This is a genomic window from Oerskovia sp. NPDC060338, assembly GCF_042726295.1.
In the GTDB taxonomy this organism is placed as follows: Bacteria; Actinomycetota; Actinomycetes; order Actinomycetales; family Cellulomonadaceae; genus Oerskovia; species Oerskovia merdavium.
The window spans coordinates 267,529-280,547 of record NZ_JBHXCQ010000002.1 but is presented as its reverse complement, the minus strand read 5'-3'; the positions used below and the strand labels follow the sequence as shown (position 1 = coordinate 280,547).

The 13,019-nt window shown below is 69.9% G+C and carries 13 protein-coding genes; 6 read left to right on the top strand and 7 right to left on the bottom strand.

All coding sequences use genetic code 11. The features are described 5' to 3' along the window. Positions 1–18 precede the first annotated feature (18 nt). From ACFWGN_RS03320 to ACFWGN_RS03295, 6 genes are all read left to right on the top strand, one after another. Positions 19–1,485 (top strand): L-serine ammonia-lyase, encoded by a 1,467-nt coding sequence (locus tag ACFWGN_RS03320; RefSeq protein WP_377615792.1) that lies wholly within the window; start codon positions 19–21, stop codon positions 1,483–1,485. Positions 1,486–1,631: 146 nt separating this feature from the next. After that, positions 1,632–2,921, top strand: a complete 1,290-nt coding sequence (locus tag ACFWGN_RS03315) for a sensor histidine kinase (protein ID WP_377615659.1) — start codon at positions 1,632–1,634, stop codon at positions 2,919–2,921. Continuing rightward, a complete protein-coding gene (locus tag ACFWGN_RS03310; RefSeq protein WP_377615658.1) occupies positions 2,918–3,628 on the top strand; it encodes a response regulator in 711 nt (236 codons plus the stop codon). The genes ACFWGN_RS03315 and ACFWGN_RS03310 overlap by 4 nt, the downstream gene beginning before the upstream one ends. 99 nt (positions 3,629–3,727) lie before the next feature. After that, positions 3,728–4,069: a YciI family protein gene (locus tag ACFWGN_RS03305; protein ID WP_377615657.1), complete on the top strand. Its 342-nt coding sequence runs from the start codon at positions 3,728–3,730 to the stop codon at positions 4,067–4,069. 342 nt (positions 4,070–4,411) lie between these two features. Next, positions 4,412–5,449, top strand: coding sequence for a hypothetical protein (locus ACFWGN_RS03300; protein WP_377615656.1), 1,038 nt, complete (start codon positions 4,412–4,414; stop codon positions 5,447–5,449). A gap of 54 nt (positions 5,450–5,503) precedes the next feature. Continuing rightward, complete coding sequence (locus ACFWGN_RS03295) at positions 5,504–6,619, top strand: App1 family protein (RefSeq protein ID WP_377615655.1); 1,116 nt, start codon at positions 5,504–5,506, stop codon at positions 6,617–6,619. A 96-nt stretch (positions 6,620–6,715) separates the two neighbouring features. On the opposite strand, the gene ACFWGN_RS03290 is transcribed toward ACFWGN_RS03295, so the two are convergent. The 7 genes from ACFWGN_RS03290 to ACFWGN_RS03260 all read right to left on the bottom strand — a co-directional run bounded on the left by ACFWGN_RS03290 (position 6,716) and on the right by ACFWGN_RS03260 (position 13,018). Beyond that, positions 6,716–7,486, bottom strand: a complete 771-nt coding sequence (locus tag ACFWGN_RS03290; RefSeq protein WP_377615791.1) for an ABC-2 family transporter protein — start codon at positions 7,484–7,486, stop codon at positions 6,716–6,718. A gap of 56 nt (positions 7,487–7,542) precedes the next feature. Beyond that, positions 7,543–8,418 carry an ABC transporter permease gene (locus tag ACFWGN_RS03285; protein WP_377615654.1) on the bottom strand — a complete coding sequence of 292 codons (876 nt, stop codon included), beginning with the start codon at positions 8,416–8,418 and terminating at the stop codon, positions 7,543–7,545. After that, entirely contained in the window at positions 8,415–9,407 is a 993-nt protein-coding gene (locus ACFWGN_RS03280) for an ATP-binding cassette domain-containing protein (RefSeq protein ID WP_377615653.1), read from the bottom strand. The genes ACFWGN_RS03285 and ACFWGN_RS03280 overlap by 4 nt, the downstream gene beginning before the upstream one ends. 127 nt (positions 9,408–9,534) lie before the next feature. Further along, the gene (locus ACFWGN_RS03275; RefSeq protein WP_377615652.1) at positions 9,535–10,539 is read right to left on the bottom strand and encodes a hypothetical protein; all 1,005 of its coding nucleotides are present in this window, start codon (positions 10,537–10,539) and stop codon (positions 9,535–9,537) included. A 5-nt stretch (positions 10,540–10,544) separates the two neighbouring features. Continuing rightward, positions 10,545–11,570 (bottom strand): Gfo/Idh/MocA family protein, encoded by a 1,026-nt coding sequence (locus ACFWGN_RS03270; protein ID WP_377615651.1) that lies wholly within the window; start codon positions 11,568–11,570, stop codon positions 10,545–10,547. A 30-nt stretch (positions 11,571–11,600) separates the two neighbouring features. Continuing rightward, positions 11,601–12,338 carry an SDR family NAD(P)-dependent oxidoreductase gene (locus ACFWGN_RS03265; protein WP_377615650.1) on the bottom strand — a complete coding sequence of 246 codons (738 nt, stop codon included), beginning with the start codon at positions 12,336–12,338 and terminating at the stop codon, positions 11,601–11,603. Positions 12,339–12,397: 59 nt separating this feature from the next. Continuing rightward, complete coding sequence (locus tag ACFWGN_RS03260; RefSeq protein ID WP_377615649.1) at positions 12,398–13,018, bottom strand: class I SAM-dependent methyltransferase; 621 nt, start codon at positions 13,016–13,018, stop codon at positions 12,398–12,400. Position 13,019 lies beyond the last annotated feature (1 nt).

Below are 13,019 nucleotides of genomic sequence, written 5' to 3'. Positions count from 1 at the left end.
GGTGCGATCATGAGGACCATGTCCTCGTACGTCAGCGTCCTCGACCTCTTCTCGGTCGGCATCGGGCCCTCGAGCTCGCACACCGTCGGCCCCATGCGGGCCGGCACCACGTTCGCGCGCTCGCTCGAGCAACGCGCCCTGCTGGACCAGGTCGCCACGGTCAAGGTCGTGCTGTGCGGGTCGCTCGGCGCGACAGGGATCGGGCACGGGACCCCGGACGCCGTGGTCGCCGGGCTCCGAGGCCTCGATCCGGAGACGTGCGACCCCGACGAGGTCCCCGGGAGCTGGGAGCGCCTGGGCGACGGCCACGAGGTCCGCATCCTCGGCCACCGAGCCGTGACCATGTCGAGCGCCGACGTCCGCCTGGCCCCGCTCACCCGGCTCCCGGGCCACCCCAACGGGATGCGGTTCACGGCCCTCGACGCGAGCGGCGACGTCGTGGCCGAGCAGGTCTACTACTCGGTCGGCGGCGGGTTCGTCCTCACCGAGCAGGAGCTCGAGGCCGCCGCCGCGAACGAGGAGGCCCAGCACGCCGCGGAGCTCGCGGGCGCCCCGATCGACCCGGCCACCGAGCCCTCGGACGTCCCGCACCCGTTCGCCAACGCCGCCGAGCTCCTGGCCTCCTGCACGCTCGAAGGTCGATCGATCGCCGAGACCGCGTGGGAGAACGAGGTCTCGCTGCGCCCAGCGTCCGAGGTCGGCGCGGGGCTCGACCGGATCTGGCGGACCATGAGCGAGTGCGTCGACGCGGGCCTGGACCGCCGCGGCATGCTCCCGGGGAGACTCAAGGTCCGCCGTCGGGCCCGGGCGCAGCGCGAGAAGCTGGAGGCTGCCGAAGCCGCTGAGGCCGCGAGCGGGGCGGTCGCACGCAACGACCACTCGATCGAGTGGCTCCAGGCCTACGCCATGGCCGTCAACGAGGAGAACGCCGACGCCCGCCGCGTCGTCACGGCCCCCACGAACGGTGCCGCAGGCATCCTGCCCGCCGTCGGCCGCCACTTCCTGCGCATCCATCCGGACCTCGCGGCCGACGAGGACGCCACGCGTCAGGCCATGCGCACGTTCCTGCTCACGGCGGGCGCGATCGGCGCACTCTACAAGCGCAACGCGTCGATCTCGGGGGCGGAGGCCGGATGCCAGGGCGAGGTCGGCTCGGCCTGCTCCATGGCGGCGGGGGCCATCTGCGCGGTGCTCGGCGGCACTCCGGCGCAGGTGGAGAACGCCGCGGAGATCGCGATGGAGCACAACCTCGGGCTCACGTGCGACCCGGTCGGCGGACTCGTCCAGGTCCCGTGCATCGAGCGCAACGCGATCGCGGCCTGCACCGCGGTCTCGGCCGCCAAGCTGGCCCTCCAGGGAGACGGCGCGCACGTCGTCTCGCTCGACGCGGTCATCGAGACCATGCGCCAGACGGGGCTGGACATGTCGACCAAGTACAAGGAGACGTCGACGGGTGGCCTCGCGGTCAACGTCATCGAGTGCTGAAGGCGCTCCGGCTGAACGAGTGCTGAAGGCGTTCCGGCTGAACGAGTGCTGAGAGCGGTCCGCATCGACGAGTGCTGGGTGTCCTCCGGCAGCGCCCGTACCGGAGTCCCAGCGCGCCGACCAGTCCCGCCTGACATGATGGCGAGATGTCCGGCTCGTCCCCCGATCGAGCGCGCCGCGCTCCGGCGCCGCGCTTCTCGCTGCGCACTGTGGTCGCGCCCCTGACGTCCGGGGCGACGGTCCGGGCGGGGGTCTTCCTGGTCGTGGGCGGCGTGGTGGCCGGGGCGTACGGGCTGCTCGGCGCAGGTTTCCTGCAGATGTTCGCCGAGCCGCGGACCGCGACCCCCACGACCGTCGTGCTCGCGATCGTCGCGACGATCCTTGCCGCCGTGCCGCCCTTCCTCGCGCCGGTCCGAGCGGTCGAGGTCCTCGCGGTGCGCACCCTGCTCGACGTCGACGTCCCCGTCCCGTCCGGCAGACCCGGCGCGGCCGCCCGGTGGCGTGGTGCAGCCTGGTTCGCTCTCCACCTGCTGCTCGGTCTCGTCGTCGTCGCCGTGCTGCTCGCCGTGGTCCCGCTCGTGCTTGACCTGGTGCTCTCGGTGTTCGGCGAGCCGTTCGTCGACCCCGGATGGTTGACGGGGGTGCTGGAGAGCGAGGCGGCTCGTGTCGCGCTCGCGCTGCTCGTGCTCCTCGCCCTGCCGTACGCCGTCGTCGGAGCACGTGCCGTGCTGCGGGCGGCGGCACCGGTCCTGCTCGGCCCCGACCAGAGCGAGCGCATCGCGGAGCTCGAGGCGCAGGCAGCGCGCCTGACGGCGCGCAACCGTCTCGCTCGCGACGTGCACGACGGCGTCGGTCACGCCCTGACGATCACCGTGCTCCAGGCCGCCGCGGCGTCCCGCACCCTGGAGACCGACCCGCAGGCCTCGCGACGTGCGCTCGAGGCCATCGAAGAGACGGGGCGCCACGCCCTGGCCGAGCTCGACGACCTGCTGAGACGCCTGCGCGACCCCAGGAGCGACGCATCGGCCGAGCACGACGACGACGTCGCGATGCTCGTCAAGCACGCCCGTGCGGCAGGGGCGCACGTCACGCTGCGCCTCGTGGGCGAGGTGGGCCGGGCACCGCTGACGGTGACGCGCGAGATCTACCGGATCGCCCAGGAGTCGCTCACCAACGCGCTGCGGCACGCGCCGGGAGCACCGATCCACGTCCGGGTGGTCCGCGCGGACGACCTCCGGATCGAGGTCCGGCACCCGTGGTCGTCCCCGCCGGGCGGGGCGTCGGGTCGGCGGGGCCGCGGGCTCGCCGGTATGGAGGAGCGCGTGACCGCGCTCGGCGGCACGCTCTTCGCGGGGTCCGACGGCGGAGCGTGGGTCGTGCGCGCGTCGCTGCCTCTCGGCGCTCACGGGGCCGCGTCGGGCGAGGTGGCCTCATGAGTCGGACGGGTCCTGACGCGACCGGGCTCGCAGGGCCCGATGACTCCCCGGCCGGCCCCGGGAGGGTCCTGCGTGTCCTCGTGGTCGACGACGAGCCGCTGGTCCGGGTGGGCCTGCGGGTGATCCTCGACGCCGAGCCCGACCTCGAGGTCGTCGGGGAGGCTGCGGACGGGGCCGAGGTGCCCGGCGCGGTCGAGGCGACCCGGCCCGACGTCGTGCTGCTCGACGTCCGTATGCCGCACGTCGACGGGATCGCCGCGACCCGCGCGATCGTGGCCCGTGGCCCCGCTCCCCGGGTCCTCGTCATGACGACGTTCGAGAACGACGACCACGTGCTCGACGCGCTCCGCGCGGGCGCGCACGGCTTCCTCCTCAAGCGGGCGCGCCCCGAGGAGCTGGCCCAGGCCGTGCGGGTCGTCGCCCACGGGGAGTCGCTCCTCTTCCCCGACGCGGTACGACGCCTGGCGACCGCGCACCCGGCACAGGGCGATGCCTTGCGCTCGGCCCGGCTCACCGAGCGCGAGGGCGACGTGCTGCGCCTCATGGCCACCGGGAGGTCCAACCAGGAGATCGCCGGCGAGCTGTTCCTCGGGGTGGAGACCGTGCGCACCCACGTGGGCAACCTGCTCGCCAAGCTCGGCGTCCGCGACCGCACGCAGGCCGTCGTCGCGGCCTACGAGTCGGGCTTCGTACGACCGAACCCCTAGGGCGCGGGTCTCGAGGGGACGTCGAGCCCCCGTGCAGGGCTCCCGTGGGTCGGCGAGGATGGTTCCGAGCCCCACGACACGGATCCAGGAGGCGACACCATGACGAAGTATCTGATCACCTTCCCGAGCGCAGCGATGGTCGTTCCCGACGACGAGCTACCGGCCGTCTCGGACGCGTCCCGCGCGGTGGTCGAGGAGGCGAAGCAAGCAGGGGTCTGGGTGTTCGGCGCTGCGATCGACGAGGGCGTTCCCCCTGTCCTGGTCGACGGGGACGGCACGGTGACCGAGGGCACGTACCCGCAGACGAAGCAGCTCGACGGCGGCTTCACCCTCCTGGAGGTGCCCACGCGCGAGGAAGCGCTGGCATGGGCAGCGAAGTTCGCGGTCGCCTGCCGGTGCGCGCAGGAGGTGCGCGCCTTCCACTACGACCCCGCGAGCTGACGGGGTCGACCGCCCGACCGCACCCAGGTGGTTCCCCCGTACGGGGGACCCCGCTCACCGGAGCGGGTGATCCCGTCCCGGCCGCACGCCGGAAGCCTGGAGTGACAGCCCGCCGGACCCCCGGCGGCCGTCACCTCGGGAGACACCATGGATGGCTCGGAACTCACGACCAGCTCGCCCGGCTCGGCCACGACCTCAGCAGGACACCGGCACAGCCCGTCCGGTCCCGCCGGCTCACGGCCCGACGGCACGGCACACCCTCCCGGCGACACCCCCCGATGGTCGCGGTGGGTCCCGTGTCTCACGGTCGCGTGGTGGCTCGCAGGGGCGGTCACGGCCCTCGTGGCCGTCCTCACCGGGCGCCACCTGCCGGTGGGGGCGTCGACGCCCGATGCCGCCGGGACGATCGTCGACTCCGTCCCGAGCGACAGCCTGACCACGGCGCTCGCCGCCCTGGGACTGTTCGGGGCGGCGCACGCGGCGTGGATGACGTCGCGCGCCGCCCGCCCGACGACGCGCCGGGTGCGCGCCGCGGCCGTCACCGTCTCCGTGCTCGTCACGTCGCTCGGTGTCCTGTTCGCCGACACCAGCCTTCTCGCCCGCATGGGCTATCTCCCCGTGGTCCTCGTCCGGGCACCGTTCGACCCTGAGCTCGCGGGGGCCTTCGACCAGTACGTCGCGCCGGCGTTCCTGCTCCAGCTCGGTGTGCTCGTCGCCCTGGCCCTCCTCGTGGTCACGACCGTCCTGTTCGTCCGGCGCAGCAGCGGGGCGTGCGCGGTCTGCGGACGCCTGGGCCTGCCGGTCGGCGACCACCGCGCACCGGCGCCGGCCGGGAAGGCCTCCACGACGCCGTCGGGCATCGTGGCCTGGGGACTGCCCGCCACGATCGTCGCGGCCGTCATCCCGTGCCTCTACGCCGTCACGCGGCTGATCTGGGTGCTGGGGTACCCGCTCGGTCTCGACCCCGAGATGTACGAGCAGGACGCCGGCAAGCTGGTCGCCCCCGCAGTGGGCCTCGGGCTGTTCGCCGTGGTCGGCGCAGTGCTGACCCTCGGTCTCGTCCAACGGTGGGGAGAGGTCTTCCCCCGCTGGGTCCCTGGTCTGGCGGGGCGCCGGGTCCCCGTCGCGCTCGCGGTCGTCCCCGCCACGGTGGTCGCGGTCGCGATCCTCCCGGCCGGTCTCTCGATGATCAAGGGACTGCTCGAGATGCCCCCGGCAGAGGTCCTGACCAGCTGGGCGGCGTTCGGTCCTGGCGTGCTCTGGCCCCTGTGGAGCGTCGCGCTCGGGGTCGCCACTGCCGCGTACGCGACCCGGCGCCGAGGAACCTGCCGGCTGTGCGGTCGTTCGCCCTCGTCGGCCACGCACCGCGTCGCCCGATGAACCGGGTCCCCGTGTGCCAAGGTGGAAGACCAGCACCTTCGACGATCGGACCCCATGCACCAGGAGCACCTGCCGTCCCCGACCCCTCCGGTCCAGCACCTGCACCTGTCGGCGCGCCTCGAGGACCGGATCCGTGCGGCTGCTGTGCGGTTCCTCCGGTCGCGGGGGTGGACCCCGCGGATCGAGCCGTACGTCGGCTACGGCACCGACGGCTCGGTGCGCGTCCTGGCACGCGTGCTGCTGAGCCGTCCGCACCGCCGCGCGGACCTGGTCTGGAACCGGCGCGGGTGGCGCAACTACCTCACGGTCTCGGCCCCGGGCGAGGTGGTGCGCGCGTCCGTGACGCGCACGGGGGCCTCGGGGCTCGACGAGCGTCTCGTCGTGGACCTCCCGGCAGACCGGGACGGCTACGTGGACGGGATGCTCGACGTCGCGCTCGAGGAGGGGTGGCACGACGTGCAGCTCGCGACCGCGAGCGGGGCCGTCGCGACGTCGCGGGTCTTCGTGGTCGGTCCTGGTCGGCGCCTGGGGGTCATCAGCGACATCGACGACACGGTCATGATCACCATGGTCCCCAGCCTGCTGCGCGCGGTGTGGAACACGTTCGGGCTGCATGCGAGCGAGAGGCGACCCGTGCCCGGCATGGCCGACCTGTACCACGGCATCGCCTCTGTACATCCAGAGACCCCCTTCGTGTACCTGTCGAACGGGGCGTGGAACACCGCGGGAAACCTCGAACGCTTCCTCGATCGCAACGGGTTCCCGCCCGGGACGCTGCTCCTCACCGACTGGGGCCCCACGGCCACGGGGTGGTTCCGCAGCGGTCAGGAGCACAAGGGCAACGCGATCGACCGGCTCGTCCGCGAGCTGCCCGACGTCGGCTGGCTCCTCCTCGGCGACGACGGACAGCACGACCCCGAGATCTATGCCGCCGCGGCCCGCCGGCACCCGCAGCACGTCGCCGCGATCGGCATCCGGCAGCTCAGCCCCACCCAGCGGCTGCTGGCGCACGAGCCGCCCGCGCCGTCGGGCAGGAACGGCGGGTCGAGCCGGGGCGGGACGGGCACGCCCGGCTCGCGCCGCACCCGGCGCCCTGCGCACGGCGTCCCCACGGCAGGCGGGCCCGACGGCGGAGCGCTCGCCCGGGCGCTCGGGCGCGCTCTGCGCTGAGGTCGGCCCCCGCGCGCCGGGTGCTGCCCCCTGCCGGGGTCAGGTAGAGCGCGGCCGTCGACACCAGGGTGCTGGACTTCGGTACACACACCACAGCTAGCTCATCGCACCCGCATACCGCTGCAGCTCCCGCTTCCAGACGATGATGACCGTCGTCACCGCGACGACCGTGATTCCCAGCGCGGCGGGCACCATCCAGAGGGACGCCATCCCGAACATCACCTGTGCCGGAACGGTCGAGATGAAAGCCACGGGTATCACCCAGGTGAGCAGGACTCGCAGAACCTGGCCGTAGAGAGGGACTGGTACGCGACCAAGGTTGAGGCCAGCATGGAGCATGAAGGTCGCGTCGAACTGCACCTGAGAGAGCACCTTGTACGAGGTGAGCACACCGAACGCCCACATCAGCACGATGGCGCACACGACGCACACGACGCTCCCGAGAGCCGCCAGCGGCGACGGGGGGCCACCCCCGTTGACCACTGCCAGCACTGCGAGCCCGAGGGCCAGCAGGAGCTTCGGGGTGTCCTGGATGCCCAGTGTGCGCAGCGAGCAGAGGACCAGCGAGTGCACGGGGCGCAGCAGGACCGCATCGAGCGTTCCGGTGCGCACCTCCTCACCCCAGCGGCCGACGTTGGGCTGGACGACGATCCACATGATCGCGTCCATGAGGTACCAGATGGCGAGCAGGTACATCAGGCGTGGCAGTGTCCAACCACCTGCGCCGTCAGAGTGCAGCGACAGCACGACAGACGGTACTGCCGACACCCCGAGCCACACGAGCGAGACCAAGGTGCCCGCGATCAGGTCGGATCGGTACTCGGCAGCACCGGACAGTGTCGCCTTCCACCCCCAGAGGAGCACCATGAGAGTGTGCCGCAGGGACCCCACCTTCGGCCCCTCCCAGGTCGACGCGGTGGTGCTCACGTGCCCACCGCCTCGTATCGACGCTGGGCTCGTCGCCAGAGACAGTGGAAGGCGATGTGGAGCACGACGATCCACACGAGGCACTCGACGAGGAGCCAGGCATCGTGGTCGCCGATCCCGGCCATGACCTCGGCGGGAGCGCCCGCTGCGTACCAGAATGGCTGGTGTGCGAGTATCTCGGGCAGTGGGCCAGGCATGAGGGCGATGGGTGCCACCATGCCACCGAGCACCCACTCGAGCCCGAAGACCAGCCCCATCACTCCGTCAGCCTTCGTCATCCAGAACGCGATGCAGGCGACGAGCGCCCCTACGTAGGTCATCGCCGTGATCCCGAGGATCGTCACGACCAGCGCCAGCAACCAGTCCGCTGGCTCGTTCGTGACCGCACCGTGCGCTGCGAAGATGACGACCGGCACGCCGACCATCGCGACCGGCGCCCTGTACAAGTTGACCGCGATCCCCTCGGCGACGGGAACCAGCACCGGAGGAAAGGGACGCAGGAGCATCGCGGACAGCTGACCGCTGTGGATCCTGCCGGACATCCCGAAGACGACGCTGCCCGTGATCCAGAGGTTGGAGACGACAAGGAGAATCGCGAAGTACGTCGTGAACTGGGCCTCGGTGATACCCGAAATCGCACCGTCCGCCGCGGCCCCCCGCCACAGGACCATGAACGCGAGCGGGACGACCCACCCGAACGCGCCCATGGCGATCTGCGCCCTGTAGGCCGCGCGGGCCTGCACCTCGGTCCGGAGCGTCGCGGCACCCGTACGGATCACATGTGTGGGACCGCTGATGGGCCGGCGACCTGCCTCCACGCTCCCGTCAGCGCGTAGTGCACTTTGAGGGGTCACGGTCTGACGTGCGGTCATGACACCTCCTCGCCACGGCGGTAGAGCTGAGTGAGCGCCTCCTCGAGCGGTGGGTCACCCATCTTCAGGTCGGTGACGGTCTCGACCTGCTCGAGCAGACCGACAACTCTCCCCGCGCGCCCCCGCGGCACGGTGAGAACGAGTTCGGTCGGTGTGTGCTCGACGATCGTGACCTCGTCGAGACCGATCGTCGCCAGCTCGCGCTCCGAGAGCGGCGCAAGCAGCTGCGCCCGCACCTGCTTGGCGTTGCTGCTCATCGCTTGGATCTCGCGCAACGAGCCCCGGAACGTGAGACGCCCACCGGAGATCGTCATGACGTCCTGGCACAGTGCTTCGATATCGGCGAGATAGTGCGAGGTGAGAAGGACGCACGCGCCGGTCCGGGCGACGTAGTCGGCGACGAACTCACGAATCTGCACCTGCGCCTCGAAGTCGAGTCCGAGCGTGGGTTCATCGAGGAGCACGACTGACGGTCGATGCAGAAGCGCTGCGGCGAACTCGCACCGCATGCGCTGACCGAGACTCAGCTTGCGCGCCTGCTGCATCACGATGGCGTCGAGCCCGAGCATCTCGATCAGCTCGTCCCTCGATGTCTCGAACTCGGCTCGCCCCAAACCATAGGTGACGCGATGCAGGTCGAACGACTCCCACACGGGTAGATCGATATGCAGCTGCCAGCGCTGTCCCATGACGAATCCGATGCGACGAAGCAGCTCGGGGTCTCGTCGTGACGGTTCGTGTCCCAAGACCTCGACACGGCCGGAGGTTGGGGTCAGCAGTCCGGCGAGACACTTGAGCGTGGTGGTCTTGCCCGCACCGTTTGGACCCAGGAAGCCAAGCACCTGACCACCGCCCGCGGTGAACGACACGTCCTCGACGGCAGTGACGGTGCGGTGCTCACGATGGACGATCGAGCGGAGCGCACCACGGAGGCCGGGCTCGCGAACGGTGACATCAAACTGGCGCAGCAGGTCTTCTACGACGATCATTCGCTCTCCTCATGACTACGTTGTTCTCGGCAGCCGAGAGCAGTTCCACGGTCCGTCAGATACCTGGTCACCCTCGGGCTGGTACGAGTCGGCCGAGCCCGGCGCAGGGCGTGGTGAAGGAAGGGGCTCAACTCACGGGCTCCCGCGCAAGATCCCGCAAGGCGGCGACGAGCGTCGTCAGGACCTCGGGTTCTGCCGCGGCGATCTCTTCCAGGAGAGGAACGGCATCGCGTCGGAACCCTTCGAGGTCGCCGCTGGACGTCGCGAGCATCATCGTCCGCAAGGTCCAGGCTCTACGCTCGATCCGCCGTAGCTCAGGCACGATCTCGCTGACCGCAGCGCCGAGCTCACCACACCTTTCGGCACGCGCCACCATCAATCGCTTGTGCTCCCACAGGACCTGGACATTGAGGATGTTGAACGGCTCGGCGCCGTCGGCGTAGCGCTTGAGGTGCCCCACGAGCGCGCTGTAACCCTGCATTCCCCAGTCACGGTCGAGGGCCGCCTGCGACGCCTGGTAGCGCTGGGACGTATTTGTCCCCACGAGGTACTCCTCGATCGCGTCGGCCACGAACACCGGGTCCAGCTCGTATCGCCCGGTGTCGTCGAAGCGGTAGAGGATGATGCCGGTGTCGTAGAAGTCACCCTCTCCCATCGCTTCGAAGGCAGTCCGGAACGACTCCTGGGGCGAGGTCGTCGGACGGAACATCTGATCCTGGTCGTAACCCAGGATCGCGAACGTGTCGTCGTCGTCGTCGAACCCGTAGACGAGCAGGTCGTGCGGGTAGTCGATCTCGTTGACGTACGCGAGCCGGTCTGGGATGTGGCGCTCGTTGACGGTCAGGTAGACGTACCACCCGTCACGGATCGCGTCACGAACCAGGTCGTCGATGCGGTCGCCGCGGGAACGACAGAACTGCCGGGTGAGCGTCTGGGTCTCGAGCCAGGGAGATCGCGTGAAGTCGTCGACGTAGAAGCAGAACGGGACGGGCGAGTCGGGAGCAAGGTCGAATGCGGTCTGGATGTAGTTGCTCAGCACCCAGTCACGTGCTTCCTCGCGTCCCTCGAGGATCGCAAGAGGGAAGGCATAGAACTGATAGCCGTACGCGAGCGGCGTGGCGATCGGCAGCATGCGCCTCATTGCAGGACCATCGCACGGTCATAGAGCCCGACGACGGCTTCCAGGGTCCCCACGGAGTCGCCCGCGTCGAAGAGCATCGGCCTCCCGGTGCTGACGTTGCTGCAGAAGTCCGAGATCTGCTGCTGGTGCGAGATTCCGTAGTAGGAGATTCCGACGGGTTCGTCGGTCAGGCTGCGCGCATTCTCCGCCTCCGCCAAGGCATCGAGCTCGGGCGAGCCGTACCAGTGGTGGAGCCGACCAGGGTGGTCGAGGTCGAAGGTGACCGTGCCTCGTGTCCCAGCGATCTCGATCCTTGATCGCCACTCGAGGCTGCTCGCGACGGTGATGCTGAGCAGCACGGCAGCCCCGGCCTCAGTCGTCAGCATTCCGCACAGGGTGTCCTCGGTCTCGATGACACCGCCGAGCGATACAGTCCGCGCGGTCGCCGCACGAGTCGTCAGGTCGCCGCACAACCATCGAACCGTGTCGAGACAGTGGTACCCCTGGTTCATCAGGGCCGACCCGCCTTCACCAGCCTGCGTACCCCGCCAGCTCGAGTCCATGTAGTAGGCGCCTTCCCGGCGAGCCTGAAGCGACGCACTGACGAACACCGTCTCACCGAGCAGCCCTTGCGTCATCCATTCCTTGATCGCGACGACGACGGAGTCGTACCGATGCTGCGAGACGACGGAGAGAGTGAGCCCCTGCGCCCGCGCCAGGTCCACGAGGCGCCGCGCCTCGGCGGGGTCGAGGCCGAACGGCTTCTCCACGAGGACGTGCTTGCCTGCCCGGAGAGCCGCCTCGACGATGCCCGCGTGGCTGGCGTGGTCGACGGTCACGGACACGCTCGTCACGTTGTCGTCGTTGAGGATGCCGTTGATGTCGCTGGTCGCTCGCGGGATCCCGTGCTCGGCGGCGAATGCCTCAGCGCGGGGCGCGACGGTGTCGCAGACGACGGAGACCGCCCATCCGTCGACCCTGCCGAACCCGCTCGCGTGGTTCGGTGCTACGCGGCCGCACCCGATGATCGCGTGATTCTCCACTGTGAATCTCCTTCTTCCGTCCCCTGGGTCCTACAGATATCCGTAGCTGAGCCAGCCGCCGTCCACGACGAGCGTCTCGCCGGTGATGTACGCGGCGTCCTCGGATGCGAGGAACAGGACCGGCCCGGTGACGTCGCTGGGAACGCCCCGTCGGCCCATGGGGATACGACGCACGATGTCGTCCTCGGTCAGCTTCCCGTCAGCGACCTGTGGATGAACCGTCTCGATGCGGATCATCCCTGGCGCGACTGCGTTCACGGTGACACCTCGTGACGCCCACTCGACACCGAGCGAGCGTGTCGTCTGGAGCACGGCCCCCTTGCTGGCCGCGTACGCAGTACGTCCGGGGAACGCCGTGAAGGACAGCAGCGAGGCGAAGTTCACGATCCGACCTGTCCCGCGTTCGAGCATCGTTCGCCCGACCTCGCGACACATGAGGATGGTTCCGAGTGCGTTGCAGTTCAGCATGGCGCGCACAGTGTCAGCCTCGACGTGCTCGGACGGACCGATCGAGAAGGCCCCGGCGCAATTGATGAGGACATCGAACGGCCCGCTGCGTTCCGTCAGCTCCGCCACCCCCCGGACTACCTGGTCCTCCTCGGATACGTCGATCGTCGTCCAGGCGGCCCGATCACCTGTGAGAGCGCCGATCTCGTCGCTCACGTGCTCGAGCTGCTCCGCGGTTCGGCTGGAGAGCGCTACCTGTGCGCCCTCCTGCGCGAACGCCAGTGCGCAGGCGCGGCCGATGCCCCGTCCGGCGCCCGTCACGAGGACGTTCTTGCCGTGGAAGCGCCCCACGGGCGGCGAACTGACGGCAGACATGCCGGTCACCGGCGTCGGTAGAGGCCGAGCCAGTGCCACTGGTCGGGCCGCTTCTCCGTGGGCAGGTTCTTGAAGCGTCTCAGCTCTTCGACACTGAACTGCTCTGCCCAGGGCAAGGTCATGTCGTCTGCTGTGAGTCGGATGGGTCCAGTGCCTGGGCTCATCCGATCGGAGAACTCGGTCATCACGAGGAGGCCACCGGGACGAAGGATCCTCGCTACCTCGCTGACGTAGCTGGCTCGTGCGTCGGGTCGGACGTTGTGATAGACGAACGAGTCGTGGACGACGTCCGCCGATGCGTCAGCCAATGGAACATCGAGGATGTCCCCGGTCACGAACTCGACGTTGGCGTTGTAAAAGCCGGCGAGCTGGCGCGCCTTGTCCAGGGCAGCGCTGGACCGGTCGACCCCGACGACGTTCATGCCGTGCCGGGCGAGGAACGTGGAATGCACTCCGGGGCCACATCCGAGGTCGACGACGCGCGATCCACGCGGGATCGTCTGGTCGATGACGAGACCCTGGAGCACGGGACTGACCGAGGTCGTCACCCAGCAGATGTCCGCAAGCTCCTCTTCCTCGTAGACGTTCGAGAACTTGTCGACCCAACGGTCGGTGAAGGCATCCATG

Excerpts from the sequence above, each read along its gene's own strand:
- ACFWGN_RS03320 (WP_377615792.1), top strand. The coding sequence starts at position 19 with ATGTCCTCGTACGTCAGCGTCCTCGACCTCTTCTCGGTCGGCATCGGG.
- ACFWGN_RS03315 (WP_377615659.1), top strand. The coding sequence starts at position 1,632 with ATGTCCGGCTCGTCCCCCGATCGAGCGCGCCGCGCTCCGGCGCCGCGC.
- ACFWGN_RS03310 (WP_377615658.1), top strand. The coding sequence starts at position 2,918 with ATGAGTCGGACGGGTCCTGACGCGACCGGGCTCGCAGGGCCCGATGAC.
- ACFWGN_RS03305 (WP_377615657.1), top strand. The coding sequence starts at position 3,728 with ATGACGAAGTATCTGATCACCTTCCCGAGCGCAGCGATGGTCGTTCCC.
- ACFWGN_RS03295 (WP_377615655.1), top strand. The coding sequence starts at position 5,504 with ATGCACCAGGAGCACCTGCCGTCCCCGACCCCTCCGGTCCAGCACCTG.
- ACFWGN_RS03290 (WP_377615791.1), bottom strand. The coding sequence starts at position 7,486 with ATGGTGCTCCTCTGGGGGTGGAAGGCGACACTGTCCGGTGCTGCCGAG.
- ACFWGN_RS03285 (WP_377615654.1), bottom strand. The coding sequence starts at position 8,418 with ATGACCGCACGTCAGACCGTGACCCCTCAAAGTGCACTACGCGCTGAC.
- ACFWGN_RS03280 (WP_377615653.1), bottom strand. The coding sequence starts at position 9,407 with ATGATCGTCGTAGAAGACCTGCTGCGCCAGTTTGATGTCACCGTTCGC.
- ACFWGN_RS03275 (WP_377615652.1), bottom strand. The coding sequence starts at position 10,539 with ATGCTGCCGATCGCCACGCCGCTCGCGTACGGCTATCAGTTCTATGCC.
- ACFWGN_RS03260 (WP_377615649.1), bottom strand. The coding sequence starts at position 13,018 with ATGGATGCCTTCACCGACCGTTGGGTCGACAAGTTCTCGAACGTCTAC.